This window comes from Pseudomonas sp. UBA6315 (assembly GCF_002438125.1).
Taxonomy (GTDB): domain Bacteria; phylum Pseudomonadota; class Gammaproteobacteria; order Pseudomonadales; family Pseudomonadaceae; genus Aquipseudomonas; species Aquipseudomonas faucium.
Window position 1 is genome coordinate 1 of the sequence record NZ_DJTF01000124.1, and the last position, 14,820, is coordinate 14,820.

A 14,820-nucleotide genomic window follows, 5' to 3' on the forward strand; every position below is an offset into this window, starting at 1 on the left:
ACACCGTCTGTCGCACATGACATGTAGCATTTACCTACAGAATGCGACCCATCTTCGCTAATCAGGCGTCTACCATGGCCAGCGCCTCCTCCACATCAACTGCAACAAGACGTGAGCAACCCGGTTCGTGCATGGTCACGCCCATCAACTGGTCCGCCATCTCCATGGCAATCTTGTTATGGGTGATGTAGATGAACTGCACGCTTTCACTCATTTCCTTGACCAGCCGGGCGTACCGCCCGACGTTGGCATCGTCCAGCGGCGCATCGACCTCGTCGAGCATGCAGAACGGTGCGGGGTTCAACTTGAAGATGGCAAACACCAGCGCCAATGCGGTCAGTGCCTTCTCGCCGCCGGACAGCAAATGGATGGTGCTGTTCTTCTTGCCCGGCGGGCGCGCCATGATCGTCACCCCTGTATCGAGTAGATCTTCGCCCGTCAGTTCCAGATAAGCGCTGCCACCACCGAAAACTTTTGGGAAAAGTGCCTGTAATCCGGCATTTATCTGATCAAAGGTATCCTTGAAGCGGTTGCGGGTTTCCTTGTCGATCTTGCGAATCACGTTCTCCAGCGTCTCCAGCGCCTCGACCAGGTCGGCGTCCTGGGCGTCCAGGTAGCGCTTGCGCTCGGACTGCTGCTCGTACTCTTCGATGGCCGCCAGGTTGATCGCGCCCAGGCGCTGGATGCGCGCCTCGATCTGCTCCAGCTCCTGCTCGGTGCCCTGCTCGCTGGCATCAGCCTCGACAGTGGCGAGCACGCCCTGCAAATCGTAGCCGTCGGCGAGCAATTGTTCCTGCAAGGTCTTGCGGCGCACATCCAGGCCCTGGCATTCAAGGCGCAGCTGTTCCAGCTGGCCACGCAGCAACTGGGCTTGTTGCTCGGCCTGGGTGCGGCGCTTCTCGGCGTCGCGCAGGGCGCGGTCGGCCTCGTCCATGTGCAGGCGGGCCTGGCGCATCTCCTCGTCGACGCTCATGCGCCGCTCAAGTAGCTCTTCGAGCTTCAGGCGCAGCTCTTCCTGCGGTGCCTCGCCCTCTTCCAGGTTCAGGTTCAACTGCTGCTGGCGCTCGCCCAGGCGCGCGGCCTGCTGCTCCAGGCGCTCCAGGGCCTGGCGCGTGGAATCATGCTGGGCACGCAACGAGCCCAGGCGCACGGCCAACTGATGGCCGTGGTCCTTGTGCTGGCGCGCCTGTTGACGAATGCGGTCGAGGCCTTCGCGCAAGGTATCGCGGCGGGCCATCAACTGCTCGCGCTGCTCGGTGTCCTGGGCCATCAGCTCGAGGGCTTCCTGCAGCAGCAGGCGCGACTCGCCCAGCTGCTCCTGCTCCAGTGCGCGCTGTTCCTGCAGTTCGCTCAATTCTTCCTGCAGGCGGCGGCGGCGCAATTCGACCTGTTCGGCGCGGGCGCGGCCGGCGCTGAGGCTGGCATTCAGTTCGCCATGCAGGCGGTTTTCTTCCTGGGTGCGGCGGCGCAGCGCTTCACGCTGCTCCTCAAGGCCAAGCTGCTGCTCGCGCAGCACTTGCAGCTGCTCTTCAAGCTGCTCCAGCGCAGCCTCCTGCTCCAGCTGCTCCTGGCCCAGGCGCTCGATTTCCTGGCCACGGGCCAGCACCCCACCTTGGGCTTCGCCGCCCCGGCTGACGCGCAAAAAATGCCGGCCAACCCAATAGCCATCGCGGCTGACCAGGCTCTGCCCTTCACCCAGCGAGGCGCGCTGGGCCAAGGCCTGGGCCAGGTCTTCGACCGGCCGGACCTGGCCCAGCCAAGGCGCCAGGTCAGTGCGCCCTTCGACCTTGTCGAGCAGGCTACCGGGCTGGCAAGGCGCTGCGTCGGTCGCCAGCAGCAGGCGCAATTCGCCTTGCTCCAAGGCGCTGAAATCCAGGCTGGCGAACTCATCGACCAGCACCGCCTGCAAGTCGGCGCCCAGCACGGTTTCCACCGCCAGCTCCCAGCCCGGCGCCACGCGCAGCCCTTCAGCCAGGCGTGGCCGCTGCTCCAGGCCTTGCCCGCGCAGCCAGTCGCCAGCACCTGCACCCGGCTCCAGGGCGGCCTGCTGCAGGGCTTCCAGGGAGGCCAGGCGGCCACCCAGGCGCTGCAGCTCGCCCTGCTGTTGCTGCTGGGCCTGGGTGGCCTGCTGCAGCGCCTCGCGCACGCCCTCCAGCTGCTCGATCACCTGCCCTTCCGAAAGCTGCAGCGCTTCGAGCGACATTTCACTGCTGGCAAGCTGTTCGGCAAGCTCGAGCATCGCCGCATCCTGCGGGTCGGCGCCCAGCTGGTCGCGCTCCTCGGCCATCTTGCGCTGGCGCTCGGCCTGGCGTTCCAGGCTGGCCTCCAGCTGCTGCAGGCGTGCCTGCTGCACCTCGGCCTGGCGCCGCGGCTCGGCGGAGCGGGTGTTGAAGCTGTCCCATTGCTCCTGCCAGCCGTGCATGCCCAGCTCGGCCTCTTCGAGGGCGGCGGCGGCCTCCTCGGCGGCGGCCAGGGTCAGTTCCTGCTCCGGCTCGAGCATCGCCAGCTCTTCGCCCAGGGTGGCCAGCAGGGTGCGGTCATGGCCCAGGTGCGACTCGGTTTCCTGGCGCGTGCGCTCGGCTTCCTTGAGGTCGTCCTGCAGCTGGCGCAGGCGCTGCTGGCCATGCTGGATGCTCTGTTCGACCCGAGCGATATCGCCGGCCACCGAGTAGAAGCGGCCCTGCACCTGGTTGAAGCGTTCGGACAACTCATGGTGGCCGTCGCGCAGGTGCTCGATGCTGGCGTCGGCGTTGCGCTGCTCGGCCACCAGCGCCTCGAAGGCCACCCCCTGGTCACCGATCACCGCCTCGCGCTGGCGCACCCGCTCGTCCAGGTCGCGCCAGCGCAGGGCCGCCAGGCGCGCCTTGAGCTGGCGTTCCTGGGCCTTGTATTCGCGGTACTTCTCGGCCGCCTGGGCCTGGCGGTGCAGGCGTTCGAGCTGGCGCTCCAGCTCTTCGCGCAGGTCGGTCAGGCGCGCCAGGTTCTCCTGGGTGCGGCGGATGCGGCTCTCGGTCTCGCGGCGGCGCTCCTTGTACTTGGAGATGCCGGCCGCCTCCTCGATGAAGTTGCGCAGCTCCTCGGGCTTGGCCTCGATCAGCTTGGAGATCATGCCCTGCTCGATGATCGAGTAGCTGCGCGGGCCCAGCCCGGTGCCGAGGAAGATATCGGTGATATCACGGCGCCGGCACTTGGTGCCGTTGAGGTAGTAGGTGTTCTGCCCGTCGCGGGTGACCTTGCGGCGGATGGAGATCTCGGCGTAGGCCGCGTACTCGCCCAGCAGCGTGGTTTCGCTGTTGTCGAAGATCAGCTCGATGCTGGCCTGGCTGACCGGCTTGCGGCTGGTGGAGCCGTTGAAGATGACGTCGGTCATCGACTCGCCGCGCAGGTTCTTCGCCGAACTTTCGCCCATCACCCAGCGCACCGCATCGATGATGTTGGACTTGCCACAGCCGTTGGGGCCTACCACGGCCGCCATGTTGCTGGGAAAGTTGACCGTGGTGGGGTCGACGAACGACTTGAACCCGGCCAGGCGAATGCACTTCAGGCGCATCGATCAGCCTCGGGCCAGCGCCGCCAGCACCAGCTCGCAACTGCGCTGGCAATAGGCGGTGAGTACCTCGCGGATGCGCGGCAGGTCGCGGGCGACCACGGCGTCGAGCAGGCGGGCGAACAGGTCCAGGTAGTCGAGCATGCTGGCCTGGCGCTGGTCCAGGGCCAGGTAGTAGGCGCGGCTCATGGCCGGCTGCAGGTTTTCCACGGTTTCCTGCAGGTAGGGGTTGTCGGCGAACGGGTAGGCGGCGCGCATCACCGCGAAGCTTTCGCCCACGAATGCCTTGATGTCCTGCTGCTCGCGCGCCTGCTGCAGGCGCTGCTGGATCTCCAGGAACGGGCGCAGGTCGGCATCGCTGCGCCATTTTTGTGCAACGGCGTTGCCCAGCAGGATGTAGAACTCCCCCATCAGCGCGCACAGGCTGCGCACGCTGCGCTCGTCGAGCCGGGTCACATGGGCACCACGACGCGCCAGGATCGCCACCAGATGGCGACGTTCGAGGATCAACAGCGCTTCGCGCACCGAGCCACGGCTGACACTCAGAGCCTGGGTGACCTTCTGCTCCTGGATACGCTCACCCGGCGCAAGTTCGCCACGGATGATGCGTTCGGCCAGGTAATCGGCAATCTGCTCGGAGAGGCTGTCCGGCGCCTTGAACGTCATGGTTTTCCTTCAAAATCATTGAACTGACACAAGTGGCGGATTGTAGCGCACTTGCCCAGCGCTCGCGCAGAGGGGCACGGCGCTTTATTTGGGCCGCCGGGCAGTCACCGGGCCGGCGCGATCTATGCTTTGAATATGGGCAGTGTGATCGGTCGGGAGCCGACATGTGGATTTTCCTGACTTGAAAGTCAGAAAAATATTGACCACTTCGTCAGGTCTGCTTATTGTCCGCTCAACAACAATAAAACCATTGCGAGGCCTTCCCCGTGATCCAGTTTCTCGTCAACCAGGAGCTGCGTAGTGAGCACGCCCTGGATCCGAACATGACGGTGCTGCAGTACCTGCGCGAGCACCTGGGCAAACCCGGCACCAAGGAGGGCTGCGCCAGTGGCGACTGTGGCGCCTGCACCGTGGTGGTCGGCGAGCTCACCCAGAACGAACAAGGCGAGGACAGCCTGCGCTACCGCAGCCTCAACTCGTGCCTGACGTTCGTCTCCTCCCTGCACGGCAAGCAACTGATCAGCGTCGAAGGGCTCAAGCACCAGGGCCAGCTGCACAGCGTGCAACAGGCCATGGCCGACTGCCATGGCTCGCAATGCGGCTTCTGCACCCCAGGTTTCGTGATGTCGCTGTTCGCCCTGCAGAAGAACAGCCAGGGCCACGACCTGCACCAGGCCCAGGAAGCCCTGGCCGGCAATCTGTGCCGCTGCACCGGCTACCGGCCGATCCTCGACGCCGCCGAGCAGAGCTGCCGCCTGCCCTGCCGCGACCAGTTCGATGCCCAGCAGGCGCAGACCATCAGCCGCCTCAAGGCCATCACCCCGACCCAGACCGGCGAACTCAACAGCGGCGACAAGCGCTGCCTGGTGCCGCTGACCGTGGCCGACCTTGCCGACCTGTACAGCTCGCACCCTGAAGCCCGCCTGCTGGCCGGCGGTACCGACCTGGCGCTGGAAGTGACCCAGTTCCACAAGACCCTGCCGGTGATGATCTACGTCGGCCACGTCGCCGAGCTCAAGCGCATCGACAAGACCGCCAGCCACCTGGAAATCGGCGCCGCCACCCCGCTCACCGACTGCTACGGCGCGCTCAACGAGGAATACCCGGACTTCGGCGACCTGCTGCACCGCTTCGCCTCGCTGCAGATCCGCAACCAGGGCACCCTGGGCGGCAACATCGGCAATGCCTCGCCGATCGGCGATTCGCCACCTTTGCTGATCGCCCTGGATGCGCAGATCGTCCTGCGCCAAGGCGACCGCCAGCGCAGCATGGCGCTGGAAGACTACTTCATCGACTACCGCATCACCGCCAGCCAGGACAGCGAGTTCATCGAGAAGATCATCGTGCCGCGCGCCAGCAACGACTGGACCTTCCGCGCCTACAAGGTCTCCAAGCGCCTGGACGACGACATCTCGGCAGTGTGCGCAGCCTTCAACCTGAGCATCGAACAGGGTGTGGTCAGTGGCGTGCGCATTGCCTTCGGCGGCATGGCCGCGATCCCCAAGCGTGCCCGCGCCTGCGAGGCCGCCCTGCGCGGCAAGCCGTGGAACCAGGCCAGCATCGAGCGCGCCTGCCAGGCCCTGGCCGAAGACTTCACCCCGCTCAGCGATTTTCGCGCCAGCAAGGAGTACCGCCTGCTGACCGCGCAGAACCTGTTGCGCAAGTACTTCATCGAACTGCAAACGCCGCACATCGAAACCCGGGTGACCGACTATGTCTAACCATCACGCCGTCAAGAGCCAGGCCGAGATGGCCGAATTGTTCAGCCAGGACCTGACCACCGGGGTCGGGCGCAGCGTCAAGCACGACAGCGCCGACAAGCACGTGGCCGGCGAAGCGGTGTACATCGACGACCGCCTGGAATTCCCCAACCAGCTGCACGTCTATGCGCGCACCGCCGACCGCGCCCATGCGCGCATCCTGCGCATCGACACCACGCCGTGCTATGCCTTCGAAGGCGTGCGCATCGCCATCACCCATGAAGACATCCCCGGCCTCAAGGACATCGGCCCGGTGGTCGCCGGCGACCCATTGCTGGCCATCGACAAGGTCGAGTTCTTCGGCCAGCCGGTGCTCGCCGTGGCCGCCCGTGACCTGGAAACCGCCCGCCGCGCCGCCATGGCCGCGATCGTCGAGTACGAAGACCTGGAGCCGGTGCTGGATGTGGTCGAGGCGTTTCGCAAGAAGCACTTCGTGCTCGACAGCCACACCCACCAGCGCGGCGACTCGGCCACCGCACTGGCCGGCGCCCCGCACCGCCTGCAGGGCACCCTGCACATCGGCGGCCAGGAGCACTTCTACCTGGAGACGCAGATCTCCTCGGTGATGCCCACCGAAGACGGCGGCATGATCGTGTTCTGCTCCACGCAAAACCCCACCGAAGTGCAGAAGCTGGTCGCCGAAGTGCTCGACGTGCCGATGAACAAGGTGGTGCTGGACATGCGCCGCATGGGCGGTGGCTTCGGCGGCAAGGAAACCCAGGCAGCAAGCCCGGCCTGCCTGTGCGCGGTGATTGCGCGCCTGACCGGCCAGCCGACCAAGATGCGCCTGCCGCGGGTCGAAGACATGATGATGACCGGCAAGCGCCACCCGTTCTACGTCGAGTACGACGTGGGCTTCGATGACAATGGCCGGCTGCACGGCATCAACTTCGACCTGGCCGGCAACTGCGGTTACTCGCCGGACTTGTCCGGTTCGATCGTCGACCGCGCCATGTTCCACTCCGACAACGCCTACTACCTGGGCGATGCCACCGTGCATGGCCACCGCTGCAAGACCAACACTGCCTCCAACACCGCCTACCGCGGCTTTGGCGGCCCGCAGGGGATGGTCGCCATCGAGCAGGTGATGGACCACATCGCCCGCCACCTGGGCCGCGACCCGCTGGCGGTGCGCAAGGCCAACTACTACGGCAAGACCGAGCGCAACGTCACCCACTACTACCAGACCGTCGAGCACAACATGCTCGAAGAGATGACCGCGGAGCTCGAGGCCAGCAGCGACTACGCCGAGCGCCGCGAGTCGATCCGCCGCTTCAACGCCAACAGCCCGGTGCTCAAGAAAGGCCTGGCGCTGACCCCGGTCAAGTTCGGCATCTCGTTCACCGCCACCTTCCTCAACCAGGCCGGTGCGCTGATTCATATCTATACCGACGGCAGCATCCACCTGAACCACGGCGGCACCGAAATGGGCCAGGGCCTGAACACCAAGGTGGCGCAGGTGGTGGCGCAGATCTTCCAGGTCGATTTCAGCCGCATCCAGATCACCGCCACCAACACCGACAAGGTGCCCAACACCTCGCCGACCGCCGCCTCCAGCGGCGCCGACCTGAACGGCAAGGCGGCGCAGAATGCCGCCGAGATCCTCAAGAAGCGCCTCACCGAGTTCGCCGCGCGGCACTACCAGGTGACCGAGGAAGACGTGGAGTTTCGCAATGGCCATGTGCGCGTGCGCGACCAGATCGTCAGCTTCGAGCAGCTGGTGCAGCAGGCCTACTTCGCCCAGGTGTCGCTGTCCACTACCGGCTTCTACCGCACGCCGAAGATCTTCTACGACCGCAGCCAGGCGCGCGGCCGGCCGTTCTACTACTTCGCCTTCGGCGCTGCCTGCGTCGAGGTGGTGGTCGATACCCTGACCGGCGAATACAAGATGCTGCGCGCCGACATCCTGCACGATGTGGGTGACTCGCTGAACCCGGCCATCGACATCGGCCAGGTCGAAGGCGGCTTCATCCAGGGCATGGGCTGGCTGACCACCGAGGAACTGGTGTGGAACGCCAAGGGCAAGCTGATGACCAACGGCCCGGCCAGCTACAAGATCCCGGCCGTGGCCGACATGCCGCTGGATTTGCGGGTGAAGCTGGTGGAAAACCGCAAGAACCCGGAAGACACGGTGTTCCACTCCAAGGCCGTGGGCGAGCCGCCGTTCATGCTCGGCATCGCTGCCTGGTGTGCGATCAAGGATGCCGTGGCCAGCATGGCCGACTACAAGGTGCAGCCGGATATCGACGCGCCGGCAACGCCGGAGCGGGTGTTGTGGGGGTGCGAGCAGATGCGCCAGGCGGCAGCTCAGCAGCAAAGCGCCGAACAAGAACTGGAAACCGTGACTCACTGAGGTTGGCTGGGCGCCTGTTCGGGCCCTATCGCCGGCAAGCCGGCTCCCACACAAGCGGCACTGATTTTGTGGGAGCCGGCTTGCCGGCGATAGGGCCCGAACAGGCCACCTGAACATGAGGATTTGCATCATGCACCAATGGATCAACGCCCTCGCCGACCATCAGTCCCGCGGCGAAGCCTGCGTGCTGGTGACCATCATCGAGGAGCGCGGCTCGACCCCACGCAACGCCGGCTCGAAGATGGTCGTCAGCGCCACCGGGCTGTACGACACCATCGGCGGCGGCCACCTGGAATACAAGGCGCTGCACATCGCCCGGCAGATGCTCGAGGAGCACCGCAGCACCCCGCACCTTGAGCGCTTCAGCCTCGGCGCCAGCCTCGGCCAGTGCTGCGGCGGCGCCACCGTGCTGCTGTTCGAGCCGATGGCCGCGGTGCAGGCGGAGATCGCCGTATTCGGCGCGGGCCATGTCGGCCGCGCTCTGGTACCCTTGCTCGCCGCGCTGCCCTGCCGGGTGCGCTGGATCGATTCGCGCGAACAGGAATTCCCCGAACTCATCCCCAACGGGGTGACCAAGGTGGTCAGCGAGGAGCCGGTCGACGAAGTGGCCGAGCTGCCCGCCGGGTGCTACTGCATCGTCATGACCCACAACCACCAGCTCGACCTGGAGCTGACCGCCGCCATCCTCAAGCGCAATGATTTCACCTGGTTCGGCCTGATCGGCTCGAAGACCAAACGGGTCAAGTTCGAGCACCGCCTGCGCGAGCGCGGCTTCGATGACGCCCTGATGGCGCGCATGCGCTGCCCGATGGGCCTGGCCGAGGTCAAGGGCAAGCTGCCGATCGAGATCGCCGTGTCCATCGCCGCCGAAATCATTGCCACCTACAACGCCTGCTTCGGCCAGCACGACGCTGGTGTGAATGCCGGCCCCATTGCCCAACTGCTGCCGCCTTCCCGGCGCAGCCAAGCCCTTTGACGAGTGTGTTATGACCCTGACCCGCAAAGCCTACCGTGCCGCCATCCTGCACAGCATCGCCGACCCGGCCGAGGTGGGCCTGGACGCCTCCCATGAATACTTCGAAGATGGCCTGCTGGTGATCGACGATGGCCGCATCAGCGCCCTCGGCCACGCCAGCGAGCTGCTGCCGACGCTGGACGCCGACATCGAAGTGGTGCATTACCAGGACGCCTTGATCACCCCAGGCTTCATCGACACCCACATCCACTTCCCGCAGACCGGCATGATCGGCTCCTACGGCGAACAGCTGCTGGACTGGCTCAACACCTACACCTTCCCGTGCGAAAAACAGTTCGCCGACAAGGCCCATGCCGACATGGTAGCGAAGATCTTCCTCAAGGAGCTGCTGCGCAACGGCACCACCACCGCCCTGGTGTTCGGCAGCGTGCACCCCGAGTCGGTCAATGCCCTGTTCGAAGAGGCCGAGCGCCTGGACCTGCGCCTGATCGCCGGCAAGGTGATGATGGACCGCAACGCCCCGGACTACCTTACCGACACCGCCGAAACCAGCTACACCCAGAGCAAGGCGCTGATCGAACGCTGGCACGGCAAGGGCCGCCTGCACTACGCGGTAACCCCACGCTTCGCCCCCACCAGCACCCCGGAGCAGCTATCGGTTGCCGGCCAGTTGCTCAAGGAGCACCCGGGCGTGTACCTGCACACCCACCTGTCCGAGAACCTCAAGGAAATCGACTGGGTCAAGTCGCTGTTCCCCGAGCAGAAAGGCTACCTGGACGTCTACGACCACTTCGAGCTGCTCGGCGAGCGCTCGGTGTTCGCCCATGGCGTGCACCTGTGCGACGAAGAGTGCCAGCGCCTGTCCGAAACCGGCTCGGCCATCGCCTTCTGCCCGACCTCCAACCTGTTCCTGGGCAGCGGCCTGTTCAACCTGCCGCAAGCGGAGAAGTTCAAGGTCAACGTGGGCCTGGGTACCGATGTCGGTGCCGGCACCAGCTTCTCGCTGCTCAACACCCTGAACGAGGCGTACAAGGTGATGCAGCTGCAGGATGTGCGCCTGCACCCCTACAAGTCGCTGTACCTGGCCACCCTCGGCGGCGCCCGGGCGCTGCGCCTGGACGACCGCATCGGCAGCCTGCGCCCTGGCAACGACGCCGACTTCGTGGTGCTCGACTACAAGGCCACGCCGCTGTTGGACTACCGCATTCAGCAGTCCGCCAGCATCGAGGAAACCCTGTTCGTGCTCACCACCCTGGGCGACGACCGCACGGTGCGTGAAACCTACGCCGCCGGCCGTTGCGTGCACCAGCGCTAAGGGGCTTTTGCCAGGCCGCGATACAGCGCGCCGCCGATCGCAGCCCCGATCAGCGGCGCCAGCCAGAACAGCCACAGCTGCTGCAAGGCCCAGCCACCGACGAACAGTGCCGGCCCCGTGCTACGCGCGGGGTTGACCGAGGTATTGGTCACCGGGATCGAGATCAGGTGGATCAGTGTCAGGCCCAGGCCGATGGCGATGGGGGCGAAGCCTGCCGGTGCGCGTGCATCGGTGGCGCCCATGATGATCACCAGGAACATCGCGGTCATCACCACTTCACTGACGAACCCCGCCGCCAGCGAATAGCCGCCGGGCGAATGGTCGGCATAGCCGTTGGAAGCCAGGCCCGAGGACAGCTCGAAGCCGGCCTTGCCGCTGGCGATGAAGTAGATCACCGCCGCCGCCAGAATGGCCCCGATCACCTGGGCGATGACGTAGGGCAGCAACTCCTTGGCCGGGAAACGCCCACCCACCACCAGCCCGAACGACACGGCAGGGTTGAGGTGGCAGCCGGAGATGTGGCCGATGGCGAAGGCCATGGTCAGGACCGTGAGACCGAAAGCGAAGGCGACACCGAGCACGCCGATGCCGAGGGGGGAACTGGCTGCGAGCACTGCGCTGCCGCAACCGCCCAGGACCAACCAGAAGGTACCGACCAGCTCGGCACCCATACGCACACCTAAAGACGTCGTCATGACCTTTCCTCTAAGTAGTTGAACGCAGGGACTGCGCAAGCCCAACTACTTGGAAAAGGGGTTTGCAATAAGAAATTTATCAGGGATTTGGTGAAAAACCAGTCAACGCAAGGGGCCGCTTTGCTCCCCATCGCCGGCAAGCCGGCTCCCACATGCGCTAGTTCTGTGGGAGCCGGCTTGCCGGCGATGGGGCGCAAAGCGGCCCCCGCTGCAAACGATCAACCCTTGACGGACGCCTTGGGCTTTTTCAGCAGGTGCGAGAACACCGCGTGCAAATCGTCCGAGGCGCTTTCCTCGTCGAGGTTGAGCTTGCTGTCGATGTGGTCCATGTGGTGCATCATCAGGCTCACGGCCTGTTCGGCATCGCGCGCCTCGATGGCATCGATCAGTTGCATGTGCTCGTCATAGGAGCAGTGCGAGCGGTTGCCGCTTTCGTACTGGGCGATGATCAGCGAGGTCTGCGAGACCAGGCTGCGCTGGAAGCTGACCAGCGGAGCATTGCCCGCCGCCTCGGCGAGCTTGAGGTGGAACTCGCCGGAAAGCCGGATGCCGGCGCCGCGGTCGCCGCGCGAGAAGCTGTCGCGTTCTTCACGCACCATGTGGCGCAATTCATTGAGCTGCTCGAGGGTGGCATGCTGCACCGCCAGCTCGGTGATGGCGCGCTCGACCATGCGCCGCGAGAAGAACACCTGGCGCGCCTCCTCCACCGTTGGGCTGGCCACCACCGCACCGCGGTTGGGCCGCAGCAGCACCACGCTTTCATGGGCCAGGCGCGACAAGGCGCGGCGGATGATGGTGCGGCTGACGCCAAAGATCTCGCCCAGCGCTTCCTCGCTCAACTTGGTGCCCGGCGCCAGTCGCTGCTCGAGGATCGCCTCGAAGATATGCGCATAGACGATGTCGTCCTGGGTACCGCTGCGGCCAGGCTTGCCGGCACGTGCAGGTTTCTTCAGAGGTTGCAGCTGTTCGTTCATGGGCTCTCGAGGCACGAAGGAAAGTATGGCGCCATTGTACACAGGCTGAGCCGTTTCTGCAGGTGGGCTTTTACCTATATAGCCGTTGCACGGCGGTTTCTGCGCACAAAAGATAAAACATTATTTGCATTCTTTGTACACAAACGCATAATCCATCGGGCAACTTCTTGACCCGCGAGTCAACAAAGCGTGTCAGGCGTCTGCCTTCCCTCGCGGAGCCACCAAGTGCATTGCGCAGGTCACTGGCTCCAACAACAACAAGAAAGACTTGAGGAGTATTCGCTGTGGAAAGCCGCAAATCCGACGCACCTACGCTGGATCTCGCTCCACCACTCGAAACGAGCTGGCTGGAACGGATTTTCAAACTCAAGCAACACGGCAGTACCGTCCGCACCGAGTTGATCGCCGGGGTGACCACCTTCATCACCATGGCCTACATCATCTTCGTCAACCCCAACATCATGGCCGACGCCGGCATCGATCACGGTGCGGCATTCGTCGCCACCTGCATCGCCGCCGCACTCGGCTGCCTGCTGATGGGCCTGTACGCCAACTGGCCGGTGGGCCTGGCACCGGGCATGGGGCTGAACGCCTTCTTTACCTACACCGTGGTCGGCACCATGGGCTACAACTGGGAAACCGCGCTGGGGGCGGTGTTCGTCTCGGGCGTGCTGTTCATGTTCCTGACCTTGTCGAAAGTGCGCGAATGGCTGCTCAACAGCATCCCAGTCAGCCTGCGCCATGCCATGGGGGCCGGCGTCGGATTGTTTCTCGGGCTGATCGGCCTGAAGACCGCGGGCATCATCGTCGACAGCCCGGCCACCCTGATCAAGCTGGGCTCGCTGCATGAGCCCGGCCCACTGCTGGCGGCGGTGTGCTTCCTGCTGATCGCCATCCTCAGCTACAAGCGCGTGTTCGGCGCCATCCTCATCAGCATCATCGGCGTGACCCTGGCCGGCTGGGGCCTGGGCCTGGTGAAATTCGGCGGGGTGATGTCGATGCCGCCAAGCCTGGCGCCGACCTGGATGGCCATGGATGTGGCGGGTGTGTTCAACGTCAGCATGATCAGCGTTGTGCTGGCGTTCCTGTTCGTGCACATGTTCGACACCGCCGGCACCCTGATGGGCGTGGCCCAGCGCGCCAACCTGGTGGCACCGGACGGGCGCATCGAGAACCTGTCGCGGGCGCTGAAGGCCGACAGTGCTTCCAGCGTGTTCGGCGCCGTGGTCGGCGTGCCGCCGGTCACCAGTTATGTAGAGAGTGCCGCAGGTGTCGCGGCGGGTGGCCGCACTGGCCTGACCGCTGTCGTGGTCGGCATCCTGTTCATCGCCGCCATGTTCTTCGCCCCGCTGGCGGGGATGATTCCGGCTTACGCAACTGCCGGTGCGCTGATCTATGTGGCCATGCTGATGATGGGCAGCATGGCGCACATCCATTGGGATGAGGCCACCGACAGCATTCCGGCGATCGTCACGGTCATCATGATGCCGCTGACCTTCTCGGTGGCCGATGGTATTGCCCTGGGCTTCATCAGCTATGTGGCGTTGAAGGCGGGTACTGGCAAGTACAAAGAGATCTCGGCCAGCCTGTGGGTACTGTGCGCGATCTTCATTGCCAAGTTCGTGTTCCTCTGAATTTGACCGCACATACAAAGGGCGCTTCGGCGCCCTTTTTCATGTGGCAACTTTTGCAGAGGCTTGGCGAGGGGCGACTGATATTTTTGTCAGGTGCAAGGTATAGAGGGGCTTGATACAAGTCATTCAGCACTCACAGGCGTTATCACCAAGAGGCTGACCATGCACAATCCGGCCCTCCCCACACGCGCTTATAGCCCTTATGGCCATAGCACGCTGCGCAAAAGCCAGCTGGGCTTCAATGGCGAGTTTCAAGAGGCATTTACCGGCCTTTACCTGTTAGGCAACGGGTATCGAGCGTACAGCCCAAGGCTCATGAGGTTCCACAGCCCCGATGCGTTGAGCCCTTTCGACAAAGGGGGAATGAACCCCTATGCGTATTGCCTGGGCGACCCAATAAACATGACCGACCCAGAAGGAAAGAGCCCCTTTTTCAAAGGTATCGTCAACACGTTCAGCAATATATTCACACCCGGCGATATTCCAGTTGAGCAGTTCTCTCCCACTCGCAAACGCCTGCACGAGAATGTTGACACGTCCTCACAATGGGGAAAAGCCACAGCGCTGATCAATGATGCCCTGGGGAGCCATGGGGATAACAGCATTCCGGACTGGAAGGCTGACAGCTATATCACCCGCTCTCAGGATGCGTCCGCCAGCCAGAGCCCACACAAGAAATTGAGCTTGAGCGAACCGTCTCTTTTCTTCGGATCCAGTTTCGAGTGGGGCAAAGTGGCAAAGGACGCCATTCAACACGGTAACAATGAACAGGCAGGGGCTGCATCGGTCGGGGTGGTCTTCAACTCCGCAGGCGGGCTGCTCGCAGGCTCTATAGTTCATTCCGACTACCGAACAGGCCGGATACTGCGCGCCCCAGCAGGCCAGCGAACGCGAATTCGA

General features: G+C 64.4%; 10 protein-coding genes. 6 read left to right on the top strand and 4 right to left on the bottom strand.

The genetic code is table 11. The features are described 5' to 3' along the window. Positions 1–61 precede the first annotated feature (61 nt). Both smc and B3E94_RS14605 read right to left on the bottom strand, forming a co-directional pair. Positions 62–3,550, bottom strand: a complete 3,489-nt coding sequence (smc, locus tag B3E94_RS14600) for a chromosome segregation protein SMC (protein WP_286914052.1) — start codon at positions 3,548–3,550, stop codon at positions 62–64. 3 nt (positions 3,551–3,553) lie between these two features. Continuing rightward, positions 3,554–4,213, bottom strand: coding sequence for a GntR family transcriptional regulator (locus B3E94_RS14605; RefSeq protein ID WP_286914053.1), 660 nt, complete (start codon positions 4,211–4,213; stop codon positions 3,554–3,556). A 266-nt stretch (positions 4,214–4,479) separates the two neighbouring features. Here B3E94_RS14605 and xdhA point away from each other — a divergent pair, with 266 nt between their 5' ends. From xdhA to guaD, 4 genes are all read left to right on the top strand, one after another. Next, positions 4,480–5,934: a xanthine dehydrogenase small subunit gene (gene xdhA, locus B3E94_RS14610; protein WP_286914054.1), complete on the top strand. Its 1,455-nt coding sequence runs from the start codon at positions 4,480–4,482 to the stop codon at positions 5,932–5,934. Beyond that, entirely contained in the window at positions 5,927–8,326 is a 2,400-nt protein-coding gene (gene xdhB, locus B3E94_RS14615) for a xanthine dehydrogenase molybdopterin binding subunit (RefSeq protein WP_176517131.1), read from the top strand. The genes xdhA and xdhB overlap by 8 nt, the downstream gene beginning before the upstream one ends. 130 nt (positions 8,327–8,456) lie before the next feature. Next, on the top strand, positions 8,457–9,302 hold the full coding sequence (gene xdhC / locus B3E94_RS14620; RefSeq protein WP_236237135.1) for a xanthine dehydrogenase accessory protein XdhC: 846 nt from the start codon (positions 8,457–8,459) through the stop codon (positions 9,300–9,302). A 10-nt stretch (positions 9,303–9,312) separates the two neighbouring features. Further along, the gene (gene guaD / locus B3E94_RS14625; RefSeq protein WP_286914056.1) at positions 9,313–10,617 is read left to right on the top strand and encodes a guanine deaminase; all 1,305 of its coding nucleotides are present in this window, start codon (positions 9,313–9,315) and stop codon (positions 10,615–10,617) included. On the opposite strand, the gene aqpZ is transcribed toward guaD, so the two are convergent. Beyond that, positions 10,614–11,312 carry an aquaporin Z gene (gene aqpZ, locus B3E94_RS14630; RefSeq protein WP_236237137.1) on the bottom strand — a complete coding sequence of 233 codons (699 nt, stop codon included), beginning with the start codon at positions 11,310–11,312 and terminating at the stop codon, positions 10,614–10,616. The two genes, guaD and aqpZ, sit on opposite strands and share 4 nt — an antisense overlap. 218 nt (positions 11,313–11,530) lie before the next feature. Then, complete coding sequence (locus tag B3E94_RS14635; protein WP_176517136.1) at positions 11,531–12,286, bottom strand: GntR family transcriptional regulator; 756 nt, start codon at positions 12,284–12,286, stop codon at positions 11,531–11,533. Positions 12,287–12,570: 284 nt separating this feature from the next. Between B3E94_RS14635 and B3E94_RS14640 the strand changes: the two genes are divergently transcribed. After that, positions 12,571–13,920 (top strand): NCS2 family permease, encoded by a 1,350-nt coding sequence (locus B3E94_RS14640; protein WP_176517138.1) that lies wholly within the window; start codon positions 12,571–12,573, stop codon positions 13,918–13,920. A gap of 162 nt (positions 13,921–14,082) precedes the next feature. Further along, positions 14,083–14,820: RHS repeat-associated core domain-containing protein (locus tag B3E94_RS14645; protein ID WP_286914057.1), on the top strand; the 738-nt coding region annotated here is incomplete at its 3' end.

What these genes read in the sequence shown, in the direction of transcription:
- guaD (WP_286914056.1), top strand. Translation starts at nt 9,313, where the DNA reads ATGACCCTGACCCGCAAAGCCTACCGTGCCGCCATCCTGCACAGCATC.
- B3E94_RS14635 (WP_176517136.1), bottom strand. Translation starts at nt 12,286, where the DNA reads ATGAACGAACAGCTGCAACCTCTGAAGAAACCTGCACGTGCCGGCAAG.
- aqpZ (WP_236237137.1), bottom strand. Translation starts at nt 11,312, where the DNA reads ATGACGACGTCTTTAGGTGTGCGTATGGGTGCCGAGCTGGTCGGTACC.
- xdhC (WP_236237135.1), top strand. Translation starts at nt 8,457, where the DNA reads ATGCACCAATGGATCAACGCCCTCGCCGACCATCAGTCCCGCGGCGAA.
- xdhB (WP_176517131.1), top strand. Translation starts at nt 5,927, where the DNA reads ATGTCTAACCATCACGCCGTCAAGAGCCAGGCCGAGATGGCCGAATTG.
- B3E94_RS14605 (WP_286914053.1), bottom strand. Translation starts at nt 4,213, where the DNA reads ATGACGTTCAAGGCGCCGGACAGCCTCTCCGAGCAGATTGCCGATTAC.
- smc (WP_286914052.1), bottom strand. Translation starts at nt 3,550, where the DNA reads ATGCGCCTGAAGTGCATTCGCCTGGCCGGGTTCAAGTCGTTCGTCGAC.